Origin of the sequence: Marinobacter piscis, assembly GCF_007671655.1 — a bacterium.
GTDB classification, from domain to species: Bacteria; Pseudomonadota; Gammaproteobacteria; order Pseudomonadales; family Oleiphilaceae; genus Marinobacter; species Marinobacter piscensis.
In genome coordinates this window covers 276,291-303,147 of record NZ_VCGX01000001.1, presented here as the reverse complement: position 1 = coordinate 303,147, position 26,857 = coordinate 276,291, and the positions used below count along the sequence as shown (strand labels likewise).

Annotated in this window: 32 protein-coding genes, 1 other RNA gene and 1 pseudogene; 11 read left to right on the top strand and 23 right to left on the bottom strand. The window is 55.7% G+C overall.

All coding sequences use genetic code 11. The features are described from left to right. Positions 1 to 3: 3 nt before the first annotated feature. Genes accC through aroQ form a run of 3 tightly spaced genes read right to left on the bottom strand, consistent with a single transcriptional unit; the run spans position 4 to position 2,303 of the window. Entirely contained in the window at positions 4 to 1,350 is a 1,347-nt protein-coding gene (accC, locus tag FFI95_RS01350) for an acetyl-CoA carboxylase biotin carboxylase subunit (protein WP_144820550.1), read from the bottom strand. An 18-nt stretch (positions 1,351 to 1,368) separates the two neighbouring features. Then, positions 1,369 to 1,836 carry an acetyl-CoA carboxylase biotin carboxyl carrier protein gene (gene accB, locus FFI95_RS01345; RefSeq protein WP_144820549.1) on the bottom strand — a complete coding sequence of 156 codons (468 nt, stop codon included), beginning with the start codon at positions 1,834 to 1,836 and terminating at the stop codon, positions 1,369 to 1,371. A 29-nt stretch (positions 1,837 to 1,865) separates the two neighbouring features. Beyond that, positions 1,866 to 2,303, bottom strand: a complete 438-nt coding sequence (aroQ, locus tag FFI95_RS01340; protein ID WP_144820548.1) for a type II 3-dehydroquinate dehydratase — start codon at positions 2,301 to 2,303, stop codon at positions 1,866 to 1,868. A 389-nt stretch (positions 2,304 to 2,692) separates the two neighbouring features. Between aroQ and FFI95_RS01335 the strand changes: the two genes are divergently transcribed. Beyond that, positions 2,693 to 3,745: a DUF2333 family protein gene (locus FFI95_RS01335; protein ID WP_144820547.1), complete on the top strand. Its 1,053-nt coding sequence runs from the start codon at positions 2,693 to 2,695 to the stop codon at positions 3,743 to 3,745. Between the two features lie 69 nt (positions 3,746 to 3,814). Here the strand turns inward: FFI95_RS01335 and ppa are convergent, their stop codons facing one another. The 3 genes from ppa to rpiA all read right to left on the bottom strand — a co-directional run bounded on the left by ppa (position 3,815) and on the right by rpiA (position 6,364). After that, a complete protein-coding gene (ppa, locus tag FFI95_RS01330; protein WP_144820546.1) occupies positions 3,815 to 4,342 on the bottom strand; it encodes an inorganic diphosphatase in 528 nt (175 codons plus the stop codon). A 121-nt stretch (positions 4,343 to 4,463) separates the two neighbouring features. After that, a complete protein-coding gene (locus FFI95_RS01325) occupies positions 4,464 to 5,603 on the bottom strand; it encodes an acyl-CoA dehydrogenase family protein (protein ID WP_144820545.1) in 1,140 nt (379 codons plus the stop codon). Positions 5,604 to 5,683: 80 nt separating this feature from the next. After that, complete coding sequence (rpiA, locus tag FFI95_RS01320) at positions 5,684 to 6,364, bottom strand: ribose-5-phosphate isomerase RpiA (protein WP_144820544.1); 681 nt, start codon at positions 6,362 to 6,364, stop codon at positions 5,684 to 5,686. Positions 6,365 to 6,499: 135 nt separating this feature from the next. Here rpiA and ilvA point away from each other — a divergent pair, with 135 nt between their 5' ends. Next, on the top strand, positions 6,500 to 8,041 hold the full coding sequence (gene ilvA / locus FFI95_RS01315) for a threonine ammonia-lyase, biosynthetic (protein ID WP_144820543.1): 1,542 nt from the start codon (positions 6,500 to 6,502) through the stop codon (positions 8,039 to 8,041). A 76-nt stretch (positions 8,042 to 8,117) separates the two neighbouring features. Next, on the top strand, positions 8,118 to 8,330 hold the full coding sequence (locus FFI95_RS01310) for a hypothetical protein (protein ID WP_144820542.1): 213 nt from the start codon (positions 8,118 to 8,120) through the stop codon (positions 8,328 to 8,330). Positions 8,331 to 8,342: 12 nt separating this feature from the next. Here FFI95_RS01310 and FFI95_RS01305 read toward each other — a convergent pair whose 3' ends face one another. From FFI95_RS01305 to FFI95_RS01290, 4 genes are all read right to left on the bottom strand, one after another. Further along, positions 8,343 to 8,978, bottom strand: coding sequence for a 5-formyltetrahydrofolate cyclo-ligase (locus FFI95_RS01305; protein ID WP_144820541.1), 636 nt, complete (start codon positions 8,976 to 8,978; stop codon positions 8,343 to 8,345). Between the two features lie 4 nt (positions 8,979 to 8,982). Next, a non-coding RNA gene (gene ssrS, locus FFI95_RS01300) (6S RNA) lies at positions 8,983 to 9,162 on the bottom strand. 61 nt (positions 9,163 to 9,223) lie between these two features. Then, positions 9,224 to 9,520, bottom strand: a complete 297-nt coding sequence (locus FFI95_RS01295) for a cell division protein ZapA (RefSeq protein WP_144820540.1) — start codon at positions 9,518 to 9,520, stop codon at positions 9,224 to 9,226. After that, positions 9,520 to 9,726 carry a TIGR02449 family protein gene (locus FFI95_RS01290; protein ID WP_144820539.1) on the bottom strand — a complete coding sequence of 69 codons (207 nt, stop codon included), beginning with the start codon at positions 9,724 to 9,726 and terminating at the stop codon, positions 9,520 to 9,522. The genes FFI95_RS01295 and FFI95_RS01290 overlap by 1 nt, the downstream gene beginning before the upstream one ends. 157 nt (positions 9,727 to 9,883) lie before the next feature. Between FFI95_RS01290 and FFI95_RS01285 the strand changes: the two genes are divergently transcribed. The 5 genes and pseudogenes from FFI95_RS01285 to FFI95_RS01265 all read left to right on the top strand — a co-directional run bounded on the left by FFI95_RS01285 (position 9,884) and on the right by FFI95_RS01265 (position 15,298). Then, positions 9,884 to 10,483, top strand: a complete 600-nt coding sequence (locus FFI95_RS01285; protein ID WP_144820538.1) for a UPF0149 family protein — start codon at positions 9,884 to 9,886, stop codon at positions 10,481 to 10,483. 26 nt (positions 10,484 to 10,509) lie between these two features. Then, the gene (gene pepP / locus FFI95_RS01280; RefSeq protein ID WP_144820537.1) at positions 10,510 to 11,829 is read left to right on the top strand and encodes a Xaa-Pro aminopeptidase; all 1,320 of its coding nucleotides are present in this window, start codon (positions 10,510 to 10,512) and stop codon (positions 11,827 to 11,829) included. 4 nt (positions 11,830 to 11,833) lie between these two features. Next, on the top strand, positions 11,834 to 13,132 hold the full coding sequence (gene ubiH, locus FFI95_RS01275; RefSeq protein ID WP_144820536.1) for a 2-octaprenyl-6-methoxyphenyl hydroxylase: 1,299 nt from the start codon (positions 11,834 to 11,836) through the stop codon (positions 13,130 to 13,132). Continuing rightward, on the top strand, positions 13,125 to 14,348 hold the full coding sequence (locus FFI95_RS01270; protein ID WP_144820535.1) for a UbiH/UbiF/VisC/COQ6 family ubiquinone biosynthesis hydroxylase: 1,224 nt from the start codon (positions 13,125 to 13,127) through the stop codon (positions 14,346 to 14,348). Before ubiH ends, FFI95_RS01270 begins: the two co-directional genes overlap by 8 nt. Before the next feature lie 28 nt (positions 14,349 to 14,376). Beyond that, positions 14,377 to 15,298: pseudogene (locus tag FFI95_RS01265) on the top strand (DUF808 domain-containing protein). A 1-nt stretch (position 15,299) separates the two neighbouring features. On the opposite strand, the gene FFI95_RS01260 reads toward FFI95_RS01265, so the two are convergent. The 7 genes from FFI95_RS01260 to FFI95_RS01230 form a co-directional block, all read right to left on the bottom strand. After that, positions 15,300 to 16,019, bottom strand: a complete 720-nt coding sequence (locus FFI95_RS01260; RefSeq protein ID WP_144820533.1) for a 16S rRNA (uracil(1498)-N(3))-methyltransferase — start codon at positions 16,017 to 16,019, stop codon at positions 15,300 to 15,302. Next, a complete protein-coding gene (gene tatC, locus FFI95_RS01255) occupies positions 16,016 to 16,816 on the bottom strand; it encodes a twin-arginine translocase subunit TatC (RefSeq protein ID WP_144820532.1) in 801 nt (266 codons plus the stop codon). The genes FFI95_RS01260 and tatC overlap by 4 nt, the downstream gene beginning before the upstream one ends. After that, positions 16,813 to 17,229: a Sec-independent protein translocase protein TatB gene (gene tatB / locus FFI95_RS01250; RefSeq protein ID WP_144820531.1), complete on the bottom strand. Its 417-nt coding sequence runs from the start codon at positions 17,227 to 17,229 to the stop codon at positions 16,813 to 16,815. The genes tatC and tatB overlap by 4 nt, the downstream gene beginning before the upstream one ends. Before the next feature lie 11 nt (positions 17,230 to 17,240). Beyond that, positions 17,241 to 17,477 (bottom strand): Sec-independent protein translocase subunit TatA, encoded by a 237-nt coding sequence (tatA, locus tag FFI95_RS01245; RefSeq protein WP_144820530.1) that lies wholly within the window; start codon positions 17,475 to 17,477, stop codon positions 17,241 to 17,243. Positions 17,478 to 17,574: 97 nt separating this feature from the next. Beyond that, positions 17,575 to 17,904 carry a phosphoribosyl-ATP diphosphatase gene (locus FFI95_RS01240; protein ID WP_144820529.1) on the bottom strand — a complete coding sequence of 110 codons (330 nt, stop codon included), beginning with the start codon at positions 17,902 to 17,904 and terminating at the stop codon, positions 17,575 to 17,577. Positions 17,905 to 17,916: 12 nt separating this feature from the next. Further along, on the bottom strand, positions 17,917 to 18,333 hold the full coding sequence (gene hisI, locus FFI95_RS01235) for a phosphoribosyl-AMP cyclohydrolase (protein ID WP_144820528.1): 417 nt from the start codon (positions 18,331 to 18,333) through the stop codon (positions 17,917 to 17,919). A 19-nt stretch (positions 18,334 to 18,352) separates the two neighbouring features. Beyond that, the gene (locus tag FFI95_RS01230) at positions 18,353 to 18,784 is read right to left on the bottom strand and encodes an acyl-CoA thioesterase (RefSeq protein ID WP_144820527.1); all 432 of its coding nucleotides are present in this window, start codon (positions 18,782 to 18,784) and stop codon (positions 18,353 to 18,355) included. Between the two features lie 140 nt (positions 18,785 to 18,924). On the opposite strand from FFI95_RS01230, the gene FFI95_RS01225 reads away from it, so the two are divergent. Then, positions 18,925 to 19,482: a GNAT family N-acetyltransferase gene (locus FFI95_RS01225; protein WP_144820526.1), complete on the top strand. Its 558-nt coding sequence runs from the start codon at positions 18,925 to 18,927 to the stop codon at positions 19,480 to 19,482. 37 nt (positions 19,483 to 19,519) lie between these two features. On the opposite strand, the gene FFI95_RS01220 is transcribed toward FFI95_RS01225, so the two are convergent. From FFI95_RS01220 to ubiE, 4 genes are all read right to left on the bottom strand, one after another. Further along, on the bottom strand, positions 19,520 to 19,834 hold the full coding sequence (locus FFI95_RS01220; RefSeq protein ID WP_144820525.1) for a high-potential iron-sulfur protein: 315 nt from the start codon (positions 19,832 to 19,834) through the stop codon (positions 19,520 to 19,522). Between the two features lie 104 nt (positions 19,835 to 19,938). Next, positions 19,939 to 21,582: a ubiquinone biosynthesis regulatory protein kinase UbiB gene (ubiB, locus tag FFI95_RS01215; RefSeq protein ID WP_144820524.1), complete on the bottom strand. Its 1,644-nt coding sequence runs from the start codon at positions 21,580 to 21,582 to the stop codon at positions 19,939 to 19,941. After that, a complete protein-coding gene (locus FFI95_RS01210; RefSeq protein ID WP_144820523.1) occupies positions 21,579 to 22,220 on the bottom strand; it encodes a ubiquinone biosynthesis accessory factor UbiJ in 642 nt (213 codons plus the stop codon). Before FFI95_RS01210 ends, ubiB begins: the two co-directional genes overlap by 4 nt. Further along, positions 22,220 to 23,002, bottom strand: a complete 783-nt coding sequence (gene ubiE / locus FFI95_RS01205; RefSeq protein WP_144820522.1) for a bifunctional demethylmenaquinone methyltransferase/2-methoxy-6-polyprenyl-1,4-benzoquinol methylase UbiE — start codon at positions 23,000 to 23,002, stop codon at positions 22,220 to 22,222. Before ubiE ends, FFI95_RS01210 begins: the two co-directional genes overlap by 1 nt. A 127-nt stretch (positions 23,003 to 23,129) precedes the next feature. Here ubiE and FFI95_RS01200 point away from each other — a divergent pair, with 127 nt between their 5' ends. Then, entirely contained in the window at positions 23,130 to 23,408 is a 279-nt protein-coding gene (locus tag FFI95_RS01200) for a polyhydroxyalkanoic acid system family protein (protein WP_144820521.1), read from the top strand. Positions 23,409 to 23,420: 12 nt separating this feature from the next. Here FFI95_RS01200 and FFI95_RS01195 read toward each other — a convergent pair whose 3' ends face one another. Beyond that, positions 23,421 to 24,170: a DUF8198 family protein gene (locus tag FFI95_RS01195; protein ID WP_144820520.1), complete on the bottom strand. Its 750-nt coding sequence runs from the start codon at positions 24,168 to 24,170 to the stop codon at positions 23,421 to 23,423. A 76-nt stretch (positions 24,171 to 24,246) separates the two neighbouring features. After that, positions 24,247 to 25,170, bottom strand: coding sequence for an alpha/beta hydrolase (locus FFI95_RS01190; RefSeq protein WP_144820519.1), 924 nt, complete (start codon positions 25,168 to 25,170; stop codon positions 24,247 to 24,249). A gap of 208 nt (positions 25,171 to 25,378) precedes the next feature. On the opposite strand from FFI95_RS01190, the gene FFI95_RS01185 reads away from it, so the two are divergent. After that, entirely contained in the window at positions 25,379 to 26,794 is a 1,416-nt protein-coding gene (locus tag FFI95_RS01185) for a WS/DGAT domain-containing protein (protein WP_144820518.1), read from the top strand. Positions 26,795 to 26,857 lie beyond the last annotated feature (63 nt).

Sequence of the window (26,857 nt, the reverse complement as noted above, 5' to 3'; positions counted from 1 at the left end):
AGGTTATTCCCGCATCAGTTTTTCGAGGTAATGTATCGTGAAGTCTACCGTTTTGAAACCACCATCGCGTACCAGCTTACGGTGCAGTGGCTGATTGGTTTTAATACCATCAACCAGTAGCTCATCCAGTGCGATTCTCATGCGCCGGCGAGCCACCTGCCGGTCATCGCCCCAGGTAATCAGCTTGGCAATCAGTGAATCGTAAAATGGGGGAACGGTGTAGCCGCTGTAAAGGTGAGAATCGACCCTTACTCCGCAGCCGCCAGGAGCGTGGAAGTGCTTGACTCTGCCGGGGCTGGGAACAAATGTATCAGGATCCTCGGCGTTGATCCGGCATTCCATGGCATGACCGTTGATTTGGATGTCTTCCTGCTCGTACTGCAGTGGCAACCCGCTAGCAATGCGGAGTTGTTCACGAACGATATCAACACCGGTCACCATTTCGGAAATAGGGTGCTCAACCTGCACACGGGTGTTCATTTCAATGAAAAAGAACTCTCCGTCCTGGTACAGGAACTCAAAGGTGCCAGCTCCCACATACCCAATGGTTTTGCAGGCATCCACACAGGCTTTGAGTGTTCGCTCGCGGGCTTCCGGGTCAATGTTCGGCGCCGGAGCTTCCTCAATCACCTTCTGGTTGCGGCGCTGCATGGAGCAGTCGCGATCACCCAGATGGATGCAGTTGCCATGCATATCCGCCAGCACCTGGACTTCTACATGACGCGGCGCCTCCAGAAACTTTTCGAGGTAAACTGTGGCATCACCAAAGGCGTTCCGGGCCTCGCTCTGAGTGATCTGTACGGCTTTGAGCAATGCCGCTTCAGAATACACCACCTGCATCCCCCGGCCGCCGCCGCCAGACGCCGCCTTGATCATCACCGGGTAACCGATGTTGCGGGCAATCTCCAGGGTGCGCTCGTCGTCATCCGTCAGTGGCCCGTCAGATCCGGGCACAGTTGGTACGCCGGCCCGGATCATGGCGTTGATGGCCGAGACCTTGTTGCCCATAAGGCGAATGGTCTCAGCCCGGGGGCCAATAAAATGAAAGCCGCTTTTTTCGACCTGTTCTGCAAAATCGGCGTTTTCGGCAAGAAAGCCATAGCCGGGATGGATGCCTACCGAGTCTGTTACCTCAGCCGCACTGATAATCGTGGGGATATTGAGGTAGCTTTCCAGAGGGTTGTTGGGACCGATACAAACAGATTCGTCGGCCAGGCGCACATGCATCAGATCGCGATCAACCTGTGAGTGGACCGCTACGGTTTTGATGCCGAGCTCCTTGCACGCACGCAAAATCCGGAGGGCGATTTCACCCCGGTTTGCGATCAGAACTTTTTCTAACATGGCCATGGGTCGCTATCACCAGGTTCAGGAAATGATTATCAGTGGCTGATCAAATTCAACGGGCTGACCGTTTTCGACCAGAATTTCAGAAACAGTGCCGCTCTTGTCGGCTTCAATCTGGTTCATCATCTTCATGGCTTCTACAATGCAAACAACTTCACCTGCTTTTACTTTCTGGCCAACCTCAACAAAAGCGTCGGAAGTAGGTGAGGGTGCCCGGTAGAAGGTGCCTACCATTGGCGAACGCAGTGCATGGCCGTCATGAACCGCAGGCTGGGGAGTTTCTTCCTGCTGAACCGGTCCGGGTGTTTCCGGCGCCTGGGACGACTGGAACGGTTGCGGAGGCGCGTAGTGGCTGATGTACTGAGTGCCACCGCTCTGCTCGCTGCGACGGGAAATACGTACGGAATCGTCGCCCTCGTGAATTTCAAGCTCCTCGACGTCTGATACCTCGAGCAGTTCAATCAGTTTTTTAATTTTACGAATATCCATAATCAGTCCGGTCCTGTTTGTCAGGTCTATCAGTGAATTCGTTGTATGGCGGCCTGAAGAGCAAGTTCATAGCCCTGGCTGCCGAGTCCGCAGATAACGCCCTCGGCGATATCGGAAAAATATGAGTGATGCCGGAACGCCTCCCGGGCATGCACGTTGGAAAGGTGTACTTCAATGAACGGAATTCCCGAGGCTAGCAAAGCATCCCGCAAGGCAACGCTGGTATGCGTGAATGCTGCGGGGTTGATAATAATGAAATCCACGCCTTCAGCGCGGGCTTCATGAATCCGCTCAATCAGTTCGTATTCTGCGTTTGATTGCAGATGCAGCAGGTGGTGACCTCTTTCTGCTGCGCACGCCCGTAAGCGATCATCAATATCCGCCAGTGTCTCGTGGCCGTAAACATCAGGCTCGCGGGTGCCGAGCATATTGAGATTAGGGCCGTGGAGCACAAGAATTGTCGACATGCTTGCGTCTGCCTTTATGTTCTTTAGAAACAGGATCGCCGAACTTGTCGGCATTTTCCACCAATGGTGAGAGCTTTTTATCTTCAGATCAACACATTTTCGAGGCGCATGCGATTAAATCTGCCGCGCAGAAATAAAAAGCAATGGCAGGTATCCCATGATCCTGTTGCTTATGGCAATCATTGTCGTTAACGGCGGGGCGGACTTCTATACGACGATGGTTTCATACGGTAGCCTCACAGGGCAGCTGCAAGGATTAAAGTTGCCGGCGTAGGTGGGACTGTGTAATTGTTTGTCAAATCTATGGTGTGTATAGAGGGCGGTCTATAGGTTACGATCGGTACAGGCTATATATGCAGTGAAATTACAGACAAGAGGCTTAACGTAAAATGCCAGGCAAATTCAGGCAGTACTTTAAAGACAAAAAAGAAGGTGTTCAGGATTATACTGGCAACAGGGGCGCGCTTGGAAAGGTTTTGGTTGTCGCCTTGCTGGTTTATCTGTTGGTAACGGTGATCCTGGGAATCTATTGGAGTAGCGAGCCGGAACCTTTTTCTGTGCGAGAACATACCCGTGCCGTTGCTGAAGAAATGCAGCGGGAGCCGGTTACCGGTTTTGCAACAACTGTGACCATGATTCGCATTGCAGAAACACTGCTGGACAAGCCTGGTGGCTATATTTCCAACGATATTTTCCCGCCGGGTCTGTGGCTCGATAACCAGCCTAACTGGGAATACGGAGTATTGGTACAGCTGCGGGATCTCTCCCGTGCCATGCGCAAAGACATCAGTCGCTCCCAGAGCCAGTCTGCGGAAGACCCGGATTTAACCATTGCTGAACCCCAGTTCCATTTTGACAGTGGTAGCTGGGCACTGCCTTCAACTGAGACGGAATACCGTCGGGGCATCAAAGCGTTAAAGCGTTATCTTGACCGCCTTTCCGATCCGGAGCAGAGTAACGCCCAGTTTTATGCAAGGGCCGACAACCTGAGTAACTGGTTGGGCGATCTGGAAACCCGGCTTGGCAGCCTTTCCCGTACACTTGGGGAAAGTGTGGGCAAAGCTTCAGTATCAGAAGCTGTCGCCAACGTGAATCCGGATGACCCGCTGAGTGAAGAAACAACGGGAGGTGATGTCAAAACCGACTGGACGCGCATAGATGACGTGTTTTACGAAGCCCGCGGCAGTTCCTGGGCGCTTTTGCATATCTTCCGTGCCATTGAGGTGGATTTCCGTAAGGTACTACAGGATAAGAATGCAATCTCCAGCGTGAAGCAGATTATTATTGAGCTTGAAGGCGCCCAGGGTGAGATGTGGAGTCCGGTTATTCTGAACGGCAGTGGTTTCGGGGTTCTTGCCAATCATTCACTGACCATGGCAGCGTATTTGTCCCGGGCCAATGCGGCAATCAGTGATATGCGGGATCTTCTGTCACGGGGTTAAATGCAGGCCTGTAAAAAAACCGGGGTGGTGTGTGCACCAGCCCGGTTTTTTTATCTGATTGAGGGTTAATCAGTTTTTGTAGGCGTTAATCGAGTCAGTGACCGCTTTTTTAGCCGCTTCGGCGTTATCCCAACCCTGCACTTTAACCCACTTGCCAGGTTCAAGTGTTTTGTAGTTCTCGAAAAAGTGACGGATCTGGTCACGCAGCAGTGCCGGCAGGTCTTCGACCTCTTTCACATCCTGATAAACGCTTGTGAGTTTGTCGTGGGGCACCGCGATCAGTTTGGCATCACCGCCTGCTTCGTCTTCCATGTGCAGAACTCCTACCGGACGGCAGCGGATAATCGAGCCTGCCTGCAGCGGATAAGGCGTTACGACCAGCGCGTCCAGAGGGTCGCCGTCGTCCGCGAGAGTGTGAGGGATAAAACCGTAATTGGCCGGGTAAAACATAGGCGTGGCCATGAAGCGGTCAACCAGCAAAGCGCCCATGTCCTTATCAATTTCGTACTTGACAGGGGAGTGGTTGGCCGGAATTTCGATGGCTACGTAGATGTCTTCAGGCGGGTTCAAACCTGCCGGAATGTTGTCGAATTGCATGAGGAGTCCTTACTGATTTCCAGGTTCGTGTAACTACGCTTTTAAAAGTGAGCGCAATTATACGGGACTCCTGCCGCATTCGAAACTAAACCTTGGTGAACGCTTTGTATTGACCGGGGGTCTACAGGCGAATCTGCTTGGCAATCAGCTCTTTCATGATTTCCGTAGTGCCGCCGCCAATCGACAAAATTTTGGTGTCCCTGTACAGCCTCTCCACGACAGACTCCCGCATGAACCCCATGCCTCCGAATAACTGAACCGCTTCCCGGGTGACTTTCTCACACACATCGACAGAAAAGTTTTTGGCCATGGCAACCTGCTTGATCGGATTTTTACCTGCCTGCATCAAGGCAGCACACCGGTAGGTATATTCACGGGCTACATCAATTTCGGTCGCCATATCGACCAGCTTATGTCGGGTAACCTGAAACCCGGACACGGACCGGCCAAAGGCCTGGCGCTGTCTGACGTAGTCCAGAGCAGCCTCATAGGCCAGCTGGGCTGTCATGTAGGCCATGATGGACAGGCTCAGGCGCTCGGCCAGAAAGTTGCTCATAATAGCGATAAATCCGGCATTCTCAGCACCGATCAAACGGTCAGCGGGTACCCGGCAGTCTTCAAAGAAGAGTTCAGCAGTATCGCTGGCCCACCAGCCCATTTTGCGGAGCTTGTTTCCACTGGAGAAACCGGGTGTATCGCGGTCAATCAGCAGCAGGCTGATACCGGCATGCCCCTCGCCTCCGGTGCGTACCGCTACGGTGAAGTGGTCGGCCCGGGTACCGCTGGTAATGAAGGTTTTGCTGCCGTTGACAATATAATCATCGCCATCCCGGGCCGCCCGGGTTTTCAGGTTGGCAACATCGGAACCGCCACCTGGCTCGGTGATGGCAAGGGCCGAGATTTTTTCACCTCGCAGGACCGGGGGCACAATCTGCTCCCGAACGTCGGCTTTGGCCCACTTGGCAACCGGGGGCAGGCCGATGTCGAGAGAGCCTATACTGGCGACAAAACCGCCGGAGGTGGAGCGCATCAACTCTTCGGAAACCGCCACTTTCAGAAAGACATCGCCTTCACCGACACCGCCCAGGGACTCAGGGAAGCCAATCCCGAGCAATCCTGCCTCTCCGGCTTTCTGATAGACGTCCCGTGGGATCTCACCGGCTTCTTCCCAGTTATCTATGTGGGGAAGCACGTGGGTCTCAATAAATCTACGGGCAGTCAGCCGTACCTGCTGATGCGTTTCGTTAAAATAATCCGACACTGCGGTGCTCCTTCTTGTTATTGAAGTAGCTTCCGAGTGTCGCGCAAAATCAACCACCAAGCAAGCGCTTGGTTCGGGGCTCAGGCTCCCCGACGGGGAATGCTTTTAACGCCTTCACCGGAGCCCAGAAGCAGAAGGTCGGCCGGGCGGCGTGCAAACAGGCCGTTAGTAACCACGCCGACAATGTTGTTGAGCTTTTCTTCCACCTTGATCGGGCGGGAAATATCCAGGTTATGGATGTCGATGATGATATTGCCGTTATCCGTAACAACGCCATTCCGGTAAACCGGGTCGCCACCAAGCCTGACAATTTCACGGCCTACGTGGCTGCGTGCCATGGGAATGACCTCAACCGGAAGGGGAAAGTTGCCCAGAATACCGACCTGCTTGGATTCATCAGCAATGCAGATAAAGGTTTTGGCGACTTCTGCAACAATTTTTTCCCGGGTCAGTGCACCGCCGCCGCCTTTGATCAGCTCCAGGCGTTCATTGACCTCGTCAGCGCCGTCCACATAGAACTCCAGGGGGGTGGCATTGTTGAGGTCATAAACCGGAATGCCGTGGTGTTTCAGGCGCTCTGCCGTTGCTTTCGAGCTGGCTACTGCCCCGTCAAATCCGGTTTTCAGGTCGGCAAGCATATCAATGAAGAAGTTGGCTGTGCTTCCGGTACCAACGCCGATAATGCTGTCACGCTCCAGGCGCGGGGTAATGTAATCCACGGCGGCTTTGGCAACGGCTTTTTTGAGGTCGTCCTGATTCATGGGATGCTCCGGCTACAAATAGGTTGGGTTCAGGCGCATTATAACGCTTAAGCATCGTCAGCTTGTAGACGGCTGCCGTACAAACTTTCTACACTGTAGGTTTTCCCCGACCATCCACCAGCAATCGGAACTAAAATGTCGCAACGCTATATCAAGAAGATTCTTGATGCGCGCGTCTATGACGTCGCCATCGAAACGCCACTTACTGAAGCCCGCAGTCTGTCCAAGCGCTTTGGCAATAATATTATGCTTAAGCGTGAGGATCTTCAGCCGGTGTTTTCCTTCAAGATTCGCGGTGCGTACAACCGGATTGCCCAGCTCTCGGACGAGCAAAAAGCCAAGGGTGTTATCTGTGCCTCTGCGGGCAACCATGCCCAGGGCGTCGCTATGTCAGCCAGGCAACTGGGTATTAAAGCCGTCATTGTGATGCCCCAGACAACACCGGACATCAAAGTGAAATCTGTTCGCGATCGTGGCGCTAAAGTTGTCCTCAGAGGTGATGCCTTTGACGAAGCCGCCACCCACGCCCGGGAGCTGGTTGAAAAGCACGGGTATACTTACATTCCGCCGTATGACGACCCGGATGTCATTGCCGGTCAGGGTACCGTCGCCATGGAGCTTCTGTGGCAGTTTTCCCAGCCGCTGCATGCGGTGTTTGTCCCGGTTGGCGGTGGCGGTCTGATTGCCGGCATGGCGGCGTATATCAAATATCTGCGACCGGAAACCAGAGTAATCGGTGTTGAGCCGGAAGATTCCAGTTGTCTGCAGTCAGCGCTTGCCGCGGGTGAGCGGGTGGTTCTGGATGAAGTGGGTATCTTTGCCGATGGCGTGGCCGTGCGCCAGATAGGTGAAGAACCCTGGAATATCTGCAAAGACGCAGTAGATGAAGTTATCACGGTGACAACAGACGAAATCTGTGCGGCCATCAAAGATGTGTTCGAGGATACCCGCTCCATTGCCGAGCCCGCCGGAGCCTTGTCGGTTGCCGGCATGAAAAAATACATCGGGCGGGAACAGCTTGAGGGTGAAAACCTCGCCGGTGTCCTCAGTGGCGCCAATATGAACTTTGACCGGTTGCGTTATATTTCCGAGCGCACTGAAATCGGTGAAAAGCGTGAAGCCATTCTGGCGGTGACCATTCCGGAAAAACCCGGCGCCTTCAAAACCTTCATCAACGCCCTGCATAAGCGGAGTATCACGGAGTTTAACTACCGTTACGCTGATGACCGGCAGGCAGTGATTTTTGTCGGGATTCAGATCCAGGCTGGCGGGCTCGGACGTGAAGAGCTGGTGCAGCAGCTCAGGGAATCCGGTTACTCGGTTATTGACCTCACCGACAGTGATGTGGCGAAGCAGCATATCCGGCATCTGGTGGGTGGACACGCGCCGTCGGTAACAAACGAAGTTGTCTACCAGTTCGAGTTTCCGGAGCGACCGGGGGCGCTGTTGAAGTTTCTGATGTCCCTGGGTACTCGCTGGAACATCTCTCTGTTTCATTACCGTAACCACGGTGCTGCCTACAGCCGCGTTTTGCTTGGCGCTCAGGTGAATGCAGACGAAGTCGGAGCCTTTGAGAAAATGCTGGAAAGGGTCGGCTTTCGTTACGAAAACATGACAGATAATGAGGCATACAAGCTGTTTTTAGGGGCGGGTAACGGCAAACCTACTCTTACGTAATTGTAACCTGTCAAAAATTGTAAAAAACAGTATACATGGTAATCTTTCAGCCGCTCTTTCTTGCAAGAGTGGCCGATTGATTTTCCGCACTGTTAATTTTATTGAACAGGTATATGCCATGGGTGGTAAGCCGGACATTATCCGTACACTGGTACTGGTCTTTGCCGTAGGTCTGGTGGTAACCGGACTGACGTCGCTTCAGGCATCCGAGCAAGAATCAAAGACGATAAACGCTCAGCCGGTCGTGCAAAACCCCGCTCCAGTGTCAGGAGCATCGCCCACCGGGTAACAGGTTGCGATGCTACCTGACCCGGTACACCTGCTTGTCTGTCACTATACTGTGTAACGGTACATCCCAGGGCTCAGTGGGCAAACGGCTCACCTTCTGAAAGTCATGAGCCAGCCCAATCAGCTTTGGCGCCAGCCTCGGGCGCTGCCGGCTGAATGCGAACGTGCGATCATAAAATCCGCCACCCATCCCCAGTCTTCCACCGGTTTCATCAAACCCCACCAGCGGGAACAGTACGGCATCCAAGGCCCAGGGCGGCCGCCTGAGCCCATTACTGAAACAGGGTTCGGGAATTCCAAAGCGGTTGGCTGTCAGCTTGACTTCGTTAGTATAGGGGCTGAACACCAGCCTGCCACGATGAATCGGGTGCAGCACCGGCAAGTAAAAATGGACACCTCTCCGGCGCGCCATGGCCATGTACGGACGTGGATCGATTTCACCATCATTGGGAAGGTAGATGGCAATGTGTCTGGCTCTGTGTAAATCCTGGTTTTTTGTCAGATTCAGAGCGAGAGAGAGTGAGGCTTGCTGTTGCTCCCGGAGTGACAACTGGCGACGCTTGTGGCGCAGTTGCTTACGCAATTCGCGACGGGATAGTGGGGCGTCTGGATTAACAAAAGAAGAATGTGAGTCAGTAAACCGGCTCAAAATAAAGCTTCCCGAGCTGCCGTTATCGGATGTGGCCCTTGAACCCTAAGTCCAAGGTCGGCGGCCGCTGTGACATATTAGGCTTTCCCCTGACGGGGACGTGCACACAATGCCCTGAAGTAGCCACCTGGGTAATACGCATCGGCTCGAGGACGAATCCGACTCGCGAACAGCCCAGGAAGTGGGACCATTATAGGGCCAGACACGGGGCCGATTGCAACACCTGTTGTGAAATCTCTTTGCGGTTATTGATCTGAAGGCTCTCCCAGAGCATTTTCAAGCTTGCTGTCCATGGCCTTGAGGATGGTGCTGGTGGCATCCGACATGGTGTCCCGCTCAAGTAGCTCATGGGTGATGTTCAGTGCGGCCATCACAGCAATGCGTTCCGTTCCGAAGACTTTGCCGCTGTTACGTATTTCCCGCATTTTCCGGTCCAGGTGTCTGGCGGCCTGAATCAGCGCTTCCTGCTCTTCTTCGGGGCAGGCAACCAGATACTCCTTGTCAAGAATTCTCACCTCAACGGTGGTGGATCGGTTAGACATCAGTGATGCTCCAGAGCCCGAAGGCGGCTGATCATGGCTTCGATCTTGTTTTTGGCAAGATCATTTTTTTGCACGAGCTGGGCCCGTTCCCGGTTCCAGTCATCCTGCAACTGCCTCAGGTTGGCGTTATCCCGCTCGAGTTTATGGCAATGTTCGATCAGCTTGTCCAGCTTGTCCGCTAATGCTTGTACTTCGGACTGTTCCATGACGTGCCCAGCATAGGTTAAAGGTATTGCGACTAACTATAAGTGTGTGTAGCAGAACGGTCAATTTACGGGGGTGTCATATCACCCGGGCAGTGCCTTGAAAGCACCTGAGTGCTAGGATAGTGCTTTAACTTCACAACACAGGATTACCCGGTTCATGACAGAAGCCGACACCGCCAGCGCAGCGTATGCCGCTGAATTCGAGCGCTGGGCCAATGTTTTCGCGACTCATAAAGCATTCAGTCACCCGTCCGAGTTGCACGGGGCGCTCTGCGGCCGGCTGGCTGCCGGATCGCGCTTAGAGAAGGGCGAGTGGCTGGCCCTGGTATGCGAGCACATGGGGTTACCCGAGGCCACGGCCGAAGAGGCTGGTGAGCTGTCTGTATTCATGAATGAGGCCTACGAAAAAAACCTGACGGTCCTGAAGTCGGCGGACATGAGCTTTCATCCGCTGTTGCCAGACGATGATTACGCACTGGAACAGCGCCTGGAAGCTCTGGTGGCCTGGGTGCGCGGGTTTCTTGAGGGGATGGCCCTGGCTGCTGGCGAGTCTTTAGGTGAAGCGCCGGACGAAATCCGTGAGCTGATTGAAGATTTGGTAGCCATCAGTCAGGTCTCTGAAGATCAGGATTCAGACGAGGAAAGCGAACAGCAGTTGGTAGAGATAACAGAGTATGTCCGGCTGGGGGCACTTGCAGTGTTTACTGAGTTTAACCCCCCGGAAAAGCCTGGCCCGGAAGCACCAACGCTACATTAAAACGATTACTTACTGCGGGAGAAGTTATGTCGAGCATTATACCCGTCAAGGAATTTGCCGAGCGCCGTCGCAAGTTGATGGAGCGCATGGCGCCAGACAGCATTGCGATTATTCCGGCAGCGCCGGAACGGGTGCGCAACCGGGATGTGTTACATCCGTTTCGTCAGGACAGTGATTTCCAGTACCTCACCGGCTTTGGTGAGCCTGAGGCTGTGCTGGCACTGATCCCCGGCCGTGAGCATGGTGAGTCGGTACTGTTCTGTAAAGAGAGGCATCCCGAAAAAGAGCTGTGGGATGGCTTTCTTGTAGGACCCGAGCGCGCCATAGAGGACTATGGCCTGGATGATGCCTTTCCGGTGGCGGACATTGATGACATTCTGCCGGGGATGATTGAAGGTCGCAGCCGGGTTTATTACCCGCTCGGCAAGGACCAGGGTTTTGATGTCCGGGTGATGGACTGGGTCAAGACCATCCGCAGCAAGGTTAAAAGTGGCGCGCATCCACCGGGCGAATTTGTATCCCTCGAACACCTTTTGCACGACCTGAGGCTGTATAAAAGCGCTAACGAGATCAAGGTGATGGCGCGCGCAGGAGAGATCAGTGCCGAAGCCCATCGACGGGCCATGAAGCGTGCCCGGAAAGGGGGCTATGAGTACAATCTGGAAGCCGAACTGATTCACACGTTTATGGATCACGGCGCCCGCTCAACGGCTTACCCGTCGATTGTCGGCAGTGGTGCCAACGGCTGCATCCTGCACTACATCGAGAACACAGCACCGCTCAAAGATGGCGATCTGGTGCTGATTGATGCCGGTTGTGAGCTGGAATGCTATGCATCTGACATCACTCGCACCTTCCCGGTTAACGGCACATTCAGCCAGGAGCAGCGCGCTCTCTATGAAGTGGTACTGGCAGCCCAGTACGCAGCCATCGAAGCCGTCCGGCCCGGCAATCACTGGAATCAGCCGCACGAGGCGGCGCTGGAAGTCTTAACCAGCGGTCTGATTGAGCTGGGTTTGTTGTCAGGGACGGTTGAAGAGGCCATTGCCAGCGAAGCCTTCCGGCCCTTTTTCATGCACCGTACCGGCCACTGGCTGGGAATGGATGTACATGATGTAGGGGATTACCGGGTTGGCGATGCATGGCGACAGCTGGAGCCGGGTATGGCTCTGACCGTTGAGCCTGGCTTGTACATTGCGCCGGACAACACAGATGTGGATGAGAAATGGCGGGGTATTGGTATTCGCATTGAAGATGATGTTGTGGTTACCAAGGACGGTTGCCGGATACTGACCGGTGATGTACCCAAAACCATTGAAGAGATTGAAGCACTGATGGCGGAATAAGCCTGTGAAACACTCTGACACCGATATCATCATTGCCGGTGGCGGCCTGGCAGGGGCTACCCTGGCTCTGGCCCTTGCCAGAGTAGCGCCCGCGCTTCGGGTAACCGTGGTTGAGACTTTTCCGCTGTCTTCGGATGCACTGCCCGATTCCTATCAGCCCAGTTATGATGCCCGCTCGACAGCATTGGCCTGGGGATCCCGGCTGATTTTTGAAGAGCTCGGGCTTTGGTCCCGGTTGTCGGAGCACGCCACGCCTATTCAGCATATTCACGTTTCCGACCGTGGCCGTTTCGGCGCTACCCGCCTGAACGCCCGCGAGTACCAACAAGAGGCGCTGGGCTACGTGGTGGACAACCGCTGGATGGGGCTTTGCCTGATGCGGGAGTTGCTTGACGCACAGACCCAGTGGCAGGCGCCGGCCGAGGTTGTTGGAATGACGCCGACCGAACAGGGTGTGCAGGTGTCGCTGAAGACCGGCAGCGAAACCACAACCCTGTCAGCGCAGTGTCTGATTGTTGCAGACGGCGGCCGCTCCGGTCTGCGAGAGACGCTTGGCTTTCAGGCCAGCCACCACGGCTACAACCAGAATGCCCTTGTGGCCAATGTGTCGACCAGTGACAGCCACGAGTTCACCGCTTTTGAGCGTTTTACTGATGCCGGGCCAATGGCCCTGTTGCCCCATGGCTCACCTGCCCATGCGGGTTACCAGTCGGCGCTGATCTGGACCCTGGACGACAAGGAGCTTGAAGAGGTTCTGGCCATGACAGATCGCAACAAATGCGAACGGCTCCAGAGTCGTTTTGGCTGGCGTCTGGGGCGATTCACCCATATAGGTGCCTGTAGCCACTATCCGTTGAGTCTGACCACGGTGGAAGAGCCGGTCAGGCCTGGAGTCGCGCTTGTTGGCAATGCGGCGCACGCATTACACCCGGTGGCCGGGCAGGGCTTTAATCTGGCGTTGCGCGGATTGATGACGCTGGTGGAACAGTTCCGGCTGGCGGATGCGCAGGGGCGCTCGCCGGGGGATTTTCAGATTCTGCGCCGTTATCACGAATTGCATCGCCCCGACCGACAGCAGACTGTACAGTTCTCGGATTCGCTCATCCGTATTTTTGGCCACTCTCTGGCACCTGTAGCGGCTGCCCGGGATGCCGGGCTGGTCGGGCTGGATCTGTTGCCCGGCGCCAAACGCCTGTTCGCACGTAAAGCCATGGGCACCGGGGGACGTCGTGCCGATATCAACGGCCCGGGTGTGAGCCACACCCCCGGCCCCATACAAAGCAGGAGTCCAGGTCATGACTGATACCGGAGTGTTCGATATTCTCGTGGTGGGTGGCGGCATGACAGGTACGGCTCTGGCGCTTGGGCTGTCCCGGCAGGGTTGGAATGTGGGGCTGATCGAGGGCGGGGAGCGCAGTTCCTTGCTGCAGGCTCCTGTGGCCGCCAACAGTGTCGCTGATTTCGAGCCCAGGGTAAGTGCCATTTCCATGGCCAGCCAGCAGTTGCTGGAATCACTGGGCGCCTGGAAGGGCGTTACCGCGGGTCGCCATTGCCCGTATCAGGGCATGACCGTGTGGGATGGCGATGGGACCGGACGTATTCATTTTGACGCCGCCGAGATGCAGACCCGTTCCCTCGGCACCATTGTAGAAAATCGCAGTCTGGTCAGAGCCTTGTTTGAGGTTGTGGAAACCAGCAACGTTGAGGTGTTTGACGGTGTGCAGGTTACCGGTTGTGCTCTGAAGGGTGATCTGCGCACTATTGAACTTGCGGATGGGCGCACACTGAGTGCCCGCCTCGTGGTGGCTGCCGATGGTGGTAACTCCCGGTTGCGCCAGTGGGCCGGGATACCAACCCGGGAATGGGATTACGACCAGCACGCGATTGTCTGCACTGTGCGCACGGCCCGGCGTCACCAATACACGGCCTGGCAAAGGTTTACCCAGACCGGGCCGCTGGCATTTCTGCCGCTACTGACAGAGACAGGCGATGAACACTTCTGCTCCATTGTCTGGTCCCAGGATACCGCTGAAGCCCGGCGTTTGATGGCGCTGGATGATGCCGCCTTTACCACCGAGCTTGAGCAGGGAATTGAAGGTGAGCTGGGCCGTATTGAAACTATTTCCAGACGCTTTTCGTTCCCGCTGCGACAGCGCCACGCCAAAGATTACATTGCCAGTGGTTTTGCGTTACTGGGGGATGCAGCGCACACCATACACCCGCTGGCCGGGCAGGGCGCCAACCTCGGTTATGGCGACGTACGGGTGTTGCTGGATGAATTATCCAGGGCCAGGTGTGCCGGCCTGAGCCCGTCTGCACCACTGGTGTTGAAACGCTATCAGCGCCGCCGCAAAGGCGAGAACCTGACCATGATGGCGGCGATGGAAGGCTTCAAGCAGCTGTTTGCCCGTGATGAACTGCCCGTCAGGCTTCTCAGAAATACAGGAATGCGCTGGCTTGATGAGCTTGCCCCGGTAAAAAACCGTATCGCAGCCGAGGCAATGGGCCTTATTATATAGGCCTTCGCCCTGAAAAGGATCTGTTCCGATGGCAGGAACCAGTCTTCTCGCGTTATTTGATGACATAGCCACTCTCCTTGACGACATCTCCATGATGACAAAAGCGGCCGCTAAAAAAACTGCGGGTGTGCTTGGGGACGACCTTGCTCTGAATGCTCAGCAGGTGACTGGTGTGAGGGCTGCGCGGGAATTGCCGGTGGTTTGGTCGGTTGCCAAGGGATCACTGGTGAATAAGGCAATCCTGGTACCCGCTGCAGTCGCGATCAGCTTTTTCGTCCCCTGGCTGGTCACACCGCTTTTAATGCTGGGTGGCGCCTTTCTGTGCTTTGAGGGTGCAGAAAAACTGGCCCACAGGTTTCTGCACACGGAGGCGGAAAAACAACGTAAGAAAGAGCTGCTCGAAGCTCTGAAGCAACCTGACGTGGATCTGCGGGTTGTGGAAAAGCGAAAGATCAAAGGCGCTATTCGTACGGACTTCATCCTGTCGGCGGAAATCATCGCCATCACCCTCGGAGTGGTAACGGGGGAGGGGATTGGTATGCAGTTTATTGTGCTGGCGGTGGTGGCGGCGATGATCACCGTGGGTGTTTACGGCCTCGTGGCGGGCATTGTAAAGCTGGACGATGGCGGCCTCTATCTGAGTCAGAGAGACAGCGCTCTGGCTCAGCGGCTGGGCAACAGTATTCTCTGGCTTGCCCCCTACCTGATGAAGGCCCTGGCCATTGTTGGCACGATCGCCATGTTCCTTGTAGGTGGTGGCATCCTGGTGCATGGCATACCGCCCATTTATCATGCTATAGAGGTGTTTGCCGCAGGCTTTGGTGGCCTGCCCGCAGCTCTGATCCCCGTCCTGGCGAATGGACTGTTTGGTTTGCTGGCGGGGGGCGCTACTGGTTGCCGTACTTACACCTTTACTCCGCATCTGGGAGGCCAGAGCTGAGGCTTCCTGAATCAGAGACAGGCGTCGAATAGCCGGCTTACAAGTACTGGGACCGCCGTTTCGACCCGCAGGATGCGTGGCCCCAGATGAACGCTCTGACACCCGGCTTCCTCCAGTTTACCCACCTCATAGGGCGTGAAGCCGCCTTCCGGCCCTACGCACAAGGCTGCAGGCTGGTTCAGGTGTGTGGGGCAGGGTGTTGCTGTCCCCGGGTGTGCAACCAGGGCTACTTTGTCGCGTAGCAGTGCGGGCAACTCATCTTCCACAAACGGTTTAAACAGTTTGCGGATATGTACGTCCGGCATGGTAGTGTCTTTTGCCTGCTCCAGCCCCAGGGTGAGGTTGTCCCGCAGGTTTTCATCCGACAGCCAGGGCGTTTGCCAGAAGCTTTTCTCCACCTTGTAGGCGTTGATCAGCCAGATATCCTTAATGCCCAGAGTGGCACTCGTCTGCAGGATGCGGCGGAACATTTTTGGCCGTGGCATGGCAAGAATAAGCGTAAGAGGTGGCGCCGCCGGAGGCGGTTCGCTCAGCGTTAGCATCAGCTCAGCTTCGGTGTCGGTGAGGCGGACCACCGTGCCATGACCCATCAGCCCGTTTACGCGGCCAACCGGGAGCCGGTCGCCCGCTGACAGGCGCAGGACAGACTGAATGTGCGCAAGTCGACGGCCCCGTAGCACGACTCGATCATGTGCTACGAAGTCTTCCGGAAACAATAAGGCCTGGTTCATTCAGCCGGCGGCTCGTCCGTATACGGATCTTCAACCTCACGCTTAGCCAGACGGCCAAACAGAATGCCCAGTTCGAACAGAATCCACATGGGCAGAGCCAGAAGTGTCTGGGAAATGATATCCGGTGGTGTCAGCATCATTCCGATCACAAAGCAGCCAACGACAACGTAAGGCCGTTTTGCAGCAAGGTCAGCCGGCGTTGTGGCGCCACTGAGGATGAGCAGAATGGTTGCTATGGGGATTTCAAAGGCGACCCCGAACGCAAAGAACATTTTCAGTACGAAGTTCAGGTAGCTGCTGATGTCGGGTAATTCAACAATCCCTTCGGGGCCGATTGCTGTAAAAAAGCCGAACACAAGTGGGAAAACCACAAAGTAGGCGAAAGCAGCACCCAGGTAAAACAGCACCACAGAGGTAAACAGCAGCGGAAAGGCCAGACGTTTCTCGTGGGTGTACAGCCCGGGTGCAACGAAGCTCCAGAGCTGATAGAGAATGATCGGAATGGCCGCGAACACCGATAAAAACAGAGCCAGTTTCAGCGGCGCGAAAAACGGTGAGGTTATATCGGTTGCGATCATGGTCTGGCCGACCGGCAGCAGGGTCCGGATAGGTTCTGCCAGCCAGAGATACAGCTCATTCGCAAAAGGGTAGATGACCGCAAAGCAGATCGCGACCGCTAACACCATTTTTAGCAGGCGGTTGCGAAGCTCCAACAGGTGTTCAACCAGGGGCATTTCTGGCTGTTCTGGATTTGCGTCATGATGATCCGGATTCTCACCCTCTGTTCGTGTGCTCATGAAGTTTTATCCGACGGATTTTGCGCCGTGTCTGGCTCATCAGGTTTGTTCCCGGCAGAGGGGGCAGCTGTATCGCTCGGGGTGTTCTGATCTTTCACCGCTTTCTGGCTACTGCCAGAGGAGGCGTCATCGGACCAGACCATATGCTCGTATTTCTTGGCCTCATCCAACGCTCCGCGTACGGTTTTCTTGACATCGTCCAGCCCCACATCACCGGCCTCACTCAGCTCTTTTCGAAGTTCTTCGGCTTTGAGTTGACGGTCCAGCTCCGAGGTGAACTGGGAGACCATGCGGCGGGCACCGCCAACCCAGCGCCCGGCAGCTCGCGCAGCTGTGGGAAGCCGTTCGGGGCCAAGCACCAGCAGAGCAATCACGCCGCAAATCAAAAGCTCAATAAAGCCGATATCAAACATTCTGCCGGGTCTCAGCTTTTAGTTTTTTCTCTGGGCTTCTCTTCGGCCGTTTTCTGAACCGGCTCTTCCTGCGTGTCTTCGAGGGATTCAGGGTCGTCGTCCGTCGGGTTTTCCTCGTCACTCATGGATTTTTTGAATCCGCGGATGGCGCCACCCAGGTCAGTCCCGATGTTGCGCAGTTTTTTCGTTCCGAACAGAAGAATGACAATGCCCAGTACAATAAGAAGTTGCCAAATGCTGATGCCCATTGGGGGACCCTCGTTTTGATGTTTTCGTAGTTTGACAGTATACGTTAACAGGGCCGGTTTTCGGAAACCCCCCGTTGTAGGTATTACTACCCTTGGCCTATTCGCTTCTGGAAGCCTTCTCATCAAGTCCGGAGAGGTCAAACCGGCTATCCAGCTCGTTCAGTACATCAGCAGAACTCAAGCCAAGCCTGGAAAGCATGACCATGCTGTGAAACCAGAGGTCGGCTGTTTCGCTGATCAATGCCTGGGTGTCCCCTGAATGCTCTGCATCCTTGGCAGCCAGCAGTGTCTCGGTGCACTCTTCGCCTACTTTTTCCAGGATTTTGTTCAGGCCCTTGGCGTGGAGACTGGCGACGTAGGATGTCTCCGGATCGGCGGCTTTTCTGGCTTCCAGAACACGGGTGAGGTTTTCCAGAATATCACTCAATGCACTCACTCCTCAGTTGCTGCCATAAATGGCTTCAGGGTCTTTGATGACTGGCTCGACACTGACCCACTGCTGATCCTGCAGTGACCGGTAAAAGCAGCTGTGGCGACCGGTATGACAGGCAATGCCGCCTTTCTGCTCAACTTTGAGAAGAATTACGTCTTCATCACAGTCAAGACGGATATCCTTGATGATCTGCTGATGCCCGGACGTTTCTCCCTTGCGCCAGAGCTTGCCCCGCGACCGCGACCAGTAAACCGCCTGGCCTTCTTCTGCCGTGAGGCGAAGTGATTCACGGTTCATCCAGGCCATCATCAGGATCTCCCCGGAGGCCGCGTCCTGGGCAATGGCTGGGACCAGGCCGTCAGCTGTCCACTGAATGGACTCAATCCAGTCAGGAGCATCCGGGTTAACAGGTGCGTTCTTCATTGCAGTGAATCCTGAAGCGTTAAGGTTGCAAAGGCGCCAGATTAGCGCGAACTGATTCAGACAGCGGCGATGGCCTTTGGGTGTTTTCGTCTATGCTGACAATGGCGGTTTCCGCGGTTGCGCAGCATACGCCATTCTGAAAAAGACTCTGATACAACTGTATGGAACTGTTGCCAACACGGGTGACCATGGTGCCGATGTCCACTGTTCCTGGCCAGTGAATCTCTGCTTTCAGCTGCAGGTTGAGGCTGGCAATCACAAACGACGTGCCGGGGGAGGTCAGTGGTGCTTCGGGATTGTAGATCAGCTCGACCCGGCCGGTTTCAATAAACGTTGCAAATACAGCGTTGTTAACATGGCCCTGGCGGTCAGTATCGGCGTAGCGTAATTTGTCGTGCGAGCGGGCGGGAAACTGTTCCAGTGTCCAGTCCCGGGTTGCATCCGTTGTCATAGGCGACTACCTCTTGAAGATGAGCTGGCTTCTCGCGTTCATGGTGGATAATACCTGATTTTCAGGTTTTTTTGTGCTTAGAGGAGGTAAGGTCTGTGAGAAAAGAGGCCTATGATGTTTGTCCGCTGCGGCGAGAGGATATGTCGGCAGCTGCCGTTATCTGTGCCAGGGCCATGAATGACAACCCCATACATATCAAGGTGTTCGGGGCGTCATCCGCGTTACGGGAACGGCGCCTCAGGCGGTTTTTTTCCGGGCTACTGGCCTATGTACAGCGCAAGGGCAAATTGTTGGGTGTTTTCTCTGACGGGCGTCTGGCGGGAGTGTTGGGCATGCTGCCTCCCGGGGACTGCAAGCCAACATTGCGGGATTTTCTGCAACTGATGCCGGCGTTGCTCACCTCAAATACTCCGGCAGGCACTGTACGCCTGGCTATCTGGCTCAGCATCTGGGCCAGGCTGGATCCATCGATACCACATTGGCACCTGGGGCCGCTGGCTGTGGACACTTCGCTGCAACAGCAGGGAATCGGAACACGGCTGATGGACTACGCAGTCAGCAGCACACCGGGGGAGAGTCTTTATCTGGAAACGGATGAGCTGGCCAACGTAAGGTTCTATGAAGGGTTCGGGTTTTCCGTTCTGGCAAGGCAGCCGGTGCTGTCAACACCAAGCTGGGTAATGATCCGGCAGGCCTGAGCCTGACCATAAGCGGTCAGGGCCAGGCCGGCGTGGGTCAGGCTTGCTTAACCCAGGACTGACACCAGCCGTTGGGCTCTACACTGTTCTGCGGGAACAGCTGACAGCCGTTATTGGCTTCCTGGAATAACTGGCAGTTGGCGCATGTCTCGCCTTCCGAGTACTGTGGATGATCGCTGGCTTCCTCGGCGTTTTTAACGTAGTTCAGAGCTTTGGCCTGAGGGTTGGAAAGCTCGAGGGGGGGGAGATCCTGAGCCAGGACTCGCTGGGAGAGAACACCAGCACCGAGGGGGAGAGCGGCAAGTCCGAGTAGACTGGTACGCATGAAGTCACGGCGATTCTGATTAGCCATGATGCCTCCATTTATCGAAAGTGAGTTGAGTTCAACACGTGTTAAACCACCCCGGAGTGTAAGTCAGAGGTGTTTACTAATGCTAGTTTGAAATATGAAAAGGATCAACGGCTGCCACGAATAATCAGGGCACCGGCGGCGGCCAGTGCGGCCCAGCTCCAGAGCGGCGCGCTTTCTGCCAGAGCCCGGGCTTCGGGCTGAGTGCCGGTGATGGCAACAGCAACCAGGGCGACAGCCATAATGCCCCGGCGCCAGCGTCGGTCTGCCTTGCGCTGTTGTTCCTGCAGCAGGGCCAGGGTGTCCTGGTTCTGCTTCTCTGTGGGGCCGGCACTGCGCAACTGCAGCAAGGCATCGTGAACCAGCTGGGGCATCTCTGGCGACTGCTCCAGCCATGAAGGCAGGTGCGTCTGCAAGGATTTAATCAGGCCGGATGGCCCGATTCGCTTGCGCATCCAGCTTTCCAGAAACGGCTGGGCTGTGGTCCACAGGTCGAGTTCGGGGTAGAGCTGACGGCCCAGGCCTTCCACGTTCAGCAGCGTCTTTTGCAGCAGGACCAGTTGTGGCTGCACCTCCATATCAAAGCGGCGGGCGGTCTGGAACAGTCGCAGCAGGAAGTGGCCGAAGGAGATATCCTTCAGCGGCTTTTCAAATATCGGCTCACACACAGTGCGGATGGCCGCTTCAAACTCGTTCACCCGGGTCTCAGGAGGCACCCAGCCAGACTGGATGTGCAGCTGCGCCACCTGCCGGTAATCGCGACGGAAAAATGCCAGCAGGTTGCGCGCCAGGTAGCTTTGGTCGTCTGGCGCCAGGGTGCCGACAATGCCGAAGTCTATGGCGATGTATCTGGGGTCGGCCGGGTTGCTGGCGTCTACAAAAATGTTGCCCGGGTGCATGTCTGCATGGAAAAAACTGTCGCGGAACACCTGTGTGAAAAAGATTTCCACGCCTTTTTCGGCCAGAACCTTGAGGTTAACGCCCGCAGCCTTCAGGGCCGGCACATCGGCAATGGGAATACCATGAATCCGTTCCATCACCATCACTGACTTACGGGTGTAATCCCAGTCGATGAAGGGGATATAGATCAGCTTCGAGTTTTCAAAGTTTCTGCGCAGCTGGCTGGCATTAGCCGCTTCCCGCTGCAGATCCAGCTCATCGTGAATGGTGGCGTCGTAGTCTGCGACTACATCGACGGGGTGCAGGCGTTTGCCTTCGGTCCAGTACTTCTCCAGCAACCGGGCCATCAGATACATCAGGGACAGGTCCTGGCGGATCACTTTTTCGATCCCCGGTCGCAGAACCTTGACGACAACCTCCTGACCATTCAATAGCGTTGCCGTATGGACCTGAGCCACGGAAGCGGAAGCCATAGGGGTGACACTGAACTCCCGGAACAGTTCGGAAACAGGGGCGCCAAGGGAGGTTTCGATAATATTGCGGGCAACGTCGCCTGGGAAGGGGGGCACCCGGTCCTGCAGGTCTTTCAGTGATGCTGCCATGTCATCCGGCAGCAGGTCGCGCCGAGTGGACAGAATCTGTCCGAATTTGACAAACACCGGGCCCAGCTCTTCCAGAGCCAGCCGTAGGCGGTCTCCCCGGTCGAGTTTGGGCTTGGGAAACAGGTGCCAGGGAGCCAACAGGAAAAACAGTTTCAGAGGGCCGGGGAGCTCTGCAATGGGTAAAAAAGTGTCCAGTCGGTAGCGGCAGAACACCCAGGAAATGCGAAACAGACGTTGCAGGCGGGTCACAGGGTCTCCGGTTTGTCAGTATTGCCGTGGTTCTCCAGATGGTCTATCCGGGCGCCAAGCCGCTCCACCTGTAAGTCGAGAGCGTCGATATCTTCAAATGTAGCTTCCAGCTCGCGACGACCAGGCAGGGCGCGGCTTTCTTCGTGTACATATTCTTCGATGTTGGCATTCAGGGCAGTGAACGCCTGGCGGCTCCAGCTCACCCAGTTGCGAATACGCTTACCGATGAAATGAGCCGGCACATCGCCAATGTGTGTTGCCATAGCGGCTTCCCAGTCCGGATTGAGCTGGTCCAGCGCCCGCTGAAACTGGTGTGCCAGGCCTGTGTCACCGGCCACGGTCAGGCGGTTATCGGCGAATACACGGTTATCGCCTGTGGCCAGGGCAGCAAATGCCAGGGGTTTGCCGCTGATGGTCAGGGCCGGGTCTTCGGCCGGCTGGCTGTGTACCTGCACCCGACGACCGGCTTTATGCAATGAGAAAGCCAGGGGGAACGGGTCGGTAATATGAAACTGTACCGGCCCCTCAAGCGCATCCAGCAGTGCCTGCTGGCCGGAAGGGTCCAGCGCAAGCGCGTGGTTCAGTGCCCGCTCTATGATGGCAGTGGCGGCTGCGAGCAGTGTCGGGCCGGGAAACATCAGGGTTTGATTCCAACGTGCAGGGCCACAATGCCGCCGGTCATATTGTAGTATTTGCAGTTCATCAGGCCGGCGTCTTCCATCATGCTTTTCAGGGTGTCCTGATCCGGGTGCATGCGAATGGACTCAGCCAGGTACTTGTAGCTCTCGCTGTCGCCGGCTATCAGCTGGCCCATCAGGGGTAGAGCCGTAAATGAGTAGGTGTCGTAGACTTTGCTGAGCAGCGGGTTGGCAGGCCTGGAGAACTCCAGCACCATCAGTTTACCGCCAGGTTTCAGTACCCGGGCCATATCACGCAGGGCCTGGTCTTTATCGGTTACATTGCGCAGACCAAAGGCAATGGATACCGCATTGAAGTTGTTATCCGGAAAGGGAAGGTGCTCAGCGTCTGCCTGTACATACTCAATGTTGCCGGCGTAACCACGATCGGTCAGGCGGCTGCGTCCGACCTGCAACATAGAGGCGTTGATATCGGCAAGAACCACTTTGCCTTCTGAGCCCACCAGGTCAGAGAACTTCATGGTGAGGTCGCCTGTGCCGCCGGCAATATCCAGAACCTGGTGGCCCGGGCGAACGCCGGAAAGCTCAATGGTAAAGCGCTTCCACAATCGGTGAATGCCCATGGACATCAGGTCATTCATGACATCGTATTTGCCCGCAACGCTATGGAATACGTCAGCCACCTGGCTGGCTTTCTGGCTTTTGGGCACATTGCTGAAACCGAAATGGGTAACGTCGTCCTGGCCATTGCCGGAGGTATCCGGCATTTGTTGCTCGCTCATGAGGGCATGTCCTGTCAGAATCTGAATCTCGTATTCTAACGCCTGGCGGGGTTGCTACAAGGGTGGCTAGAGGTTAAATACCGCCTTACACTGTAAAATCGCCAAATTTTCAAGAGAAAAATGATTCATGTCTGTAATTGATATACATCGGGCTCATTCGTTTGATAAGCAACATGCCCGCGACGCAGCCGACGCCTTTGCCAGGGACCTGGCCACCCAGTTTGATCTCAGTTACCAGTGGGAAGGGGACCACCTTACGTTCAGGCGGTCAGGAGCAAAGGGGCACCTGAACATTACCCCGAATGAGCTGCATGTACATCTGGAACTGGGAATGCTGTTGCGCCCGTTCAAGTCCAGGATTGAGCAGGAGGTTCACGCTCAGCTCGATCAGATTCTCAAGAGTTGAGCCTGCGGGTTCTTAAAGGTCGCGCGGGAGTGAAAAAGGGTTTGGGTAACCGTTAAGGATGTTATCCATTACCCGCTCCTCCCGGGCGGTCAGCCGGGCAACCAGCAGGCCGGCGTTATCCATTTTCCGGAATGCGGAATACCCCCGGTGAAGAAAGCTGTGCAGGTCGCTGAGGCGAGCTCTTTCCGCAGGCACCCGGCTTATTGAAAGCAGCCATCCCAGGCTGCGTTTGCGTACATAGTGGTCAAGCTGTTGACCCACAGTGGCGACCAGTGTCATTTGCTGCCGGCGCTGCTCCAGTTTCCGGCTGGCACGATAAGCCTCGCAGTAGTGTTCCGTGGTAATGCCGGCGGCCGGATTTCCGAGTTCTTCGAGTCGCTCAGCCAGCTCAAGATCGAGTTGTTGGGTCATCAGATTCAGTTCCACCAGTCCGGCGAGCATGTGCAGTTGCGGATCCGGCAGCCACTTGACCATTTTAGGGAATACACGGTCTATATTGTCGTCGCGTCGGGTCATGTTGGCGGGGGCATACAGATCCGTGAGCAGAAACTCCAGGCCGGAGTGGTAGCCCGGGTGCTGATACAAATCCTGATGGGTCGATTTCAGTCGTGCAGCCTGCCAGTCAGCAATGGCTCGCGTGTCTTCGCGCAACCTGTGCTCAGCCTTGAAGTAACGGAAATCGTGATAGTTCAGCAATAACTGCTGTAGGCGACGGGCGCTTTCTGAGCGCACATGGGTGCCTGACAAGCGCTCACGATACATGCAGTAAACTCCGGTCATCCTGTATTGAGGCGTTCAGTTTACCGAAGACGAAGCCTGCTCGCAGTAAGCGGCCGGGTCAGTTGCTGAATGAAGATACCGGCAGAGACTCAAACCCGGGCACCCATTCTTTGCTGTCGAGTGTTACAAAGTGACTGGGTGCCCGGGTTTCGATGATGCGCATGTTGGTGCTCATGCGGGCGCTGGCAAGCATGGACTTGCGATCCAGAATCCGGTCCATCCCCGGGATCAGAAACGTGCCTTGAGGCACATTGTGGTATGCGGTGGTATCGGTTCGCGCCATCCAGTCGAAGAGGTTCTCAATATTGCGCACAATGGTCATGTGGTCCCGGGTGGCGTAAAACAGCTTGCCCAGAAGTTGTTTTTTACGCGGGTTCATCTTGCCGAAAAAGGCCTGCCCATACGCTGATGAGGGTGCGCTGTTGATCAGGCGGACCAGCCAGGGCCACATGCCATGGCTGACCGGTTCCAGGAGCGTTGTGACCAGCGGATGAATTCTGCCCTGGGGCAGCGCCGGAGCCTCAAGAACAACGTCTGTACCATAATACAGCTCGGGCCGTTGCCGGGCTGCCTCAATAATCACAGCTCCGCCCCGGGAGTGGCCATGAATCCGCACATTACGGGTGCTTGGCAGGCTAGCCAGGGCCTGATTCAGGATGCAGGCATCATACTCGATGGTGCCAGCGAGATGCTTGATCGGCACCTCCCATGCTGGTTTTTCCGGTGTTACGCCATTGACCGGGATGTGGTAATTGCTGCAGGTCAGCAGAATCAGTTCTGTTGTCGGTGCATCATAGGTCTGGGTGAAGTAGCAATGGTTTTCCAGAAAGCCGTGTACGCCAATGACGGTTTGTTCTGTTTCGCCGCTGTGGTTGCGAACGGAAACCGCCCCTTCGCCAACCCGATAGACGCGCCCCGAGAACATCTCTGAGTAGGCGCTGTCAATCGGTGTGATTAACTTGCGAATATGGCTTGCTTTCATAATGTATCTCCTCCCGGTACGGCAACCGAAGGGTTTCGGAGTCTGGAGTTACTATTGCATCAAGACATACGGAGAGTATAGAAGCGCAGGTTAACGGGTGTGTAGTTTTTTGTAACCCTGTGCTCTGGCCCTGTGTGGAGCCGTCAGTGCATGTCTGGCACAATGCTGCACTGTGTTTTCATTTTGCCACTGCCAGGGATAGTCGGGTTTGAGTTACGAGCACGCGCACCTTATGTTGCCAGCAGATTCGGCCTGGCTGGCCCTGGAGAGCCCGCAAAACCCAATGACTATAACCGTCATGATGCGGGCCGACGGGTTGACAGCCCCCAGATTCAGGGAGTTTTTACAAATATACTGGATGGCCTGGGAGCGCTTTCGTTACCGGCCTGTAAAGCGGGTTTCAGGCTGGTGGTGGGAAGAGGCCCCTGATTTCTGTCCGGGGCATCACCTTGATGTTGTGTTAACTCGTTTTACCGAGTCTTCGCTGCAGGAGTGGGTCTCTGACCGGCTTAATCAGCCTCTGCCCTTATACCGCCCGATGTGGAAGTTCTGGCTGGCACCGAATGCAGAAGGCGGTGCCGTCGTATTGCTACGCATACATCATTGTTATGCCGATGGCGTTTCCCTCATGAACATTTTTGACCGCTTGTGCCCGGCTTCACCACAGCAGCCCCCGGGGGTTTACGGTGCACCGCAAACTGCAGAGGTGGCCCCCTGGGCAGCGGCAGCAAAAAACTGGCTTTCGCAACTGGTCGACGGTGGCCAGCCCAAAGGGGCTGAGACAGCTCCCGGAAAAGTAAGTCCTACCAATGAGTATGGGCAGGCTGGCGAGCTTCTGGATTATCTGGCGCGTGGCGGGTTGAAGCTGACCAGCGAACTCAGTGGTTTTCTGGCCGAGTCGGAAGACACACCGTCTGATCTCAGGCGCCCGTTACTGGGCCGACGCCATTGTCGATGGTCTGCGCCTGTGGCGCTCGACCGGTTCCGTTCAGCTGCTAAAGCAACAAATGTCACCATCAATGATGTCCTGCTCGCCTGTGTCGCGGCGGCAGCCCGCCCCCGTCTGGGAATTTCTGGCACGACCCTCGATGAGGCTGTATTCCATGCCGCCGTTCCCGTTGATATCCGTAGCCGTCTGCCGGATCACCTGTTACCGGAACCGGACACGCCCGGGAATTATTTCGGCACTGTGTTTGTGCCCTTGCCGGTGGATGGAGAAAGTACGCTGGAGCGACTTTATCGCATCAAGCAGGAAACCCGCCGGCTGAAACAAAGCTGGCAGCCAGGCATCGCCTGGGGGTTGTCAGTGTGCGCGCCCCTGATCCCGGAACCCCTGCGCCAGCCACTGGCCGAAGTGTTTTACCGGAAGGCCAGTGCTGTGGTTTCTAACGTACCCGGAACACGGGATGCACGCTATATTGCAGGCTGCCGTATCAGGGAACAAATGTTCTGGGTGCCTCAGGCCGGTGATATCGGGCTGGGCGTGAGCATTGTCAGCTATGCCGGGCAGGTTCAGTTCGGAATAGTGGCAGATGAGGCCGTGCTGGACGATCCGCAGAACTTCCTGCGGGATTGCCTGCAGGAGTTATCAGAGCTTCCCGGTGTTTCACCAATTGGTGTTTGAGGTCTACAGTGACTAGGTATACGCGGACGTTCGCGTTGTCATATACAAACACAATCAGAGGTG